1 protein-coding gene is annotated in these 3168 nt (G+C 37.4%); it reads right to left on the reverse strand.

Features of this window, described 5'->3' with window-relative positions; translation table 11 throughout:
• Window positions 1-183: 183 nt before the first annotated feature.
• Window positions 184-3168 (reverse strand): BREX-1 system adenine-specific DNA-methyltransferase PglX (pglX, locus tag J7K79_RS02600; protein ID WP_296904853.1); only part of this gene is annotated, 2985 nt, incomplete at its 5' end.

Raw genomic sequence — 3168 nt, forward strand, 5'->3', positions numbered from 1 at the left:
AGAACTTTCACCTCAAACATATTCTCTTCATCGAGAGTAAGTTTTTTTACATTCTCTATCTCGATCAATTCAAAATCTTTCCTAAAATCTCCTTTTTCATCTATCCAAAAAACTATTATCCTTTTCTCATAAAACTTTCTATCAGAAAAGAGTTTTTTCAACCTTTCTTTTATTTTCACCTGCTCACCTTCTTCTTTCGAGAATATCTGAAATTCTCTTATAATTCTCCTCAACACCATCATCAAGGTTAAAGGAAATCCTCATATCTGCAAAATGCCTGAGGTTTATCTCGAAATCTTTGAGATCCTTTAGAACATCTTCAAGATGTTTGATTCGCTTTTGCGCATCTCTTTTCTTAGATCTCAAAATATTTTCATCTTTTAAGCTTCTTCTAAGCTCTTCGATTTCTTTTTCAACCATTGCTTGATATCTAATGAGATACTTCGTTCTAATTATTGCCAACGTGTCTTCGTTGAATCTATGATAATAAAAGAGCGCTTTAAAATGTTCTTTTTTCGAACTAACCATCCAGTATATTGGTCTTCTCTTGTAAATGCTCAGATGATCCTTGTAAAACTGCTTTCTGAAGTATTTTCTGAGAGCTTGCCTGAAATCCTCGGTTTTTTCTTTGCTTAAAACCTTAGCTATGAATGTCAAATTTTCCTCAAGATCGTTTTTTCCATATACATATTCAATGAACTGCTCTACTTTTCTAACGATATCGTTCTCAAAATGATAATCCTCATCAAGGATTACAAGAACATTATCTTCCACGGGCTTGAACGATGGGTACCTTTCCATGTCAAAATCCCCACCGGCGAAAACGAGTCCTTCAATGTCAGGTGAGTACCTTCCAAATATGCATCCAATGGCGTATGAAAGGAATGATTTTACATCCCTTTCAATATCTGCCTTTCTCACAGTTATGTTATTATCCTCAAGATAGGGTGAAATCTCCCCTTCAAGACCGTAGACTTTTATCAAAAGCTCGTTTATCTCCTTCTCATTCCTCTTCACTTTTTCAAATCTCGCGTTTGCATGCTCTTTCCATACCATGAAGGCGTCTTCTATTCTCGATGATCTCTTGAACCTGATAAACGGATGTGATCTGAAATTCCACGATACTTCAAAGTCGTCCCAATCTTTTTTTGAGAGGTCTATGTTCTCCTGCACGAGATCTTCTACTCGGGATCGGATGGAAGAGTCTGAAGGGAAAATTATGGGAAGATCGAAAAGATTTCCAACCTGGAAGTTAAGAGTTGGATTTAGAGTTTTTAAAAACTCAAACGCAAGGTTTGAAGCGAGAAATGCAAGGATATATTTAATATCAGACTTCTCTGGGAAAAGAGAAGAACCTGCTACATCGAAAATAAAACCATGAGGAGTGTATCTGATACCAAATTTTGAAGAACTAACGAAAGACCACGTAATCCCCTCACGGAAGTAGTAGTCCATGTTCTGCGGTCTTGACCTTAGCTTTCCATCTTCATCTACAAAGTTTCTTATCTCTTCACCATCGTTCTCCCAGTTAACAACGTATTCATGATTCCCATACCACTTCCTGTATTTTCCTCCTTTGTTGTACGGGAACCATTTCTTCCCGGATCTTAAGGCTTCCTCCCTCGATTTCATACCAAAACCTATTCTGTTTATGTCAACCTCGTACCAAAGGCGAAGGAACCGATTATTATCTGACGTTTGAAGGCCGGCTTTAGGCTGTGCTATTTCTCCAAGAGGGGTTCCAATATCAAACACTCGGATCATTTCGTCGCTCACCCAGTAAGCAATGGGCCAGCCGGGGATTTTGGTGAATTTTCTGGAATCAGTTACGAATATGTTCTCCTTTTTAAGAAACGATTCCTTCTTATCTTCAGATTCGCCGCTAACCAATCGAAAATAGATTCCCTTTCGATCTGGTATTTTTCTCTTTCTGAACACAAAACTGCATGTTTGAACTATCTCGCCACTAATTTCCTCAAAAGCATGTGGACCAAGATGAAGAAACGATTCAACAGTATATGTTCTCAAAATTTCTTTTCTCATCTCCTCGAAAGTTGGAAGGAACATCCATGACTGCATAGTTACCATTGCATTGAAGCCATCGTTTTTAAGAAAATCGAAATTTCTAAGAATAAACGCTGCGAACGTATCCGCCTTTCCTTTGGGATATTCTCTCTCGAGGAAAGCTTTGAGTTTTTTATTCATCTGCTTTTTGCCCATGTATGGAGGATTCGTTACAACTACATCATACTTTTTACTGAGAATATCGGAAATTTCGAGGATGTCTTTTATCACTCCAAGGAGTCTTTCCTTTCTTTCTTGAGCGAACATGTCACTTGCTTCTATTTCTTCTACTCTTCTTTTAAGAAAAGAGTAATCGGCGGCTTCGGGTTTTATGAGCGATCCATATATTTTGGCTTCTTTGAAGTCGTTTATGAGTTTCATTGAAAGTCTGGATTGCTCTATTCCAAGTCCTTTAACAAGCTCGTTTATGTCATCTTCTGAAAGTGCTGATGTTTCTTTGAATTCATAAATATGAGGTTGAACATCTTTCTCAAATATTCCTTTATCTTTCTGTGCAGCTTTCATGTAGAGAGAAAAGTAAGCAAGCTGAACCGCCCTTTTGTCTATGTCAAGGCCATAAAGGTTGTTTTTCAAAATAAACGCTGGTATTTCACTTTCTGGGTATCCAGATTCGAGATACATATCATAGAGAAGGTCGAATGCTTTAAGGAGTATATGTCCTGATCCAACACAGGGATCCAAAAACTTAATTTCTTCAGGCTTTACAGGAGGTCTTTCAAGGAGTTTGGAATCTATGTAATATCTCCATTTGGATTTGAGATTGGAATCTGGATGTGCTTCGAGCCATAACCTTCCCAAGGAATTTTCGACCATGTAGCTCACTATCCAATGTGGAGTAAATAATTGTGTCACTATCGGAATTTCGTCCTTTTCATAAGATCTTCTTTGTTCTTTAATTGTTTTCATTACTTCATCTTTCTTTTCAGATATATAGAACTGGTAAAGCCAGCCGATTATTGATATATCTTTCCATTGGTCAATTTCGTTCATTTTGTAGATCATAGAGCCTGGTTGATATAAGTTGTCAGGAAATAGTAGTTCCGTCCAGTCATCTATCTTTTCAAAAACTTGGGGCATGTAATC

This window comes from Thermotoga sp. (genome assembly GCF_021162145.1).
GTDB lineage: Bacteria > Thermotogota > Thermotogae > Thermotogales > Thermotogaceae > Thermotoga.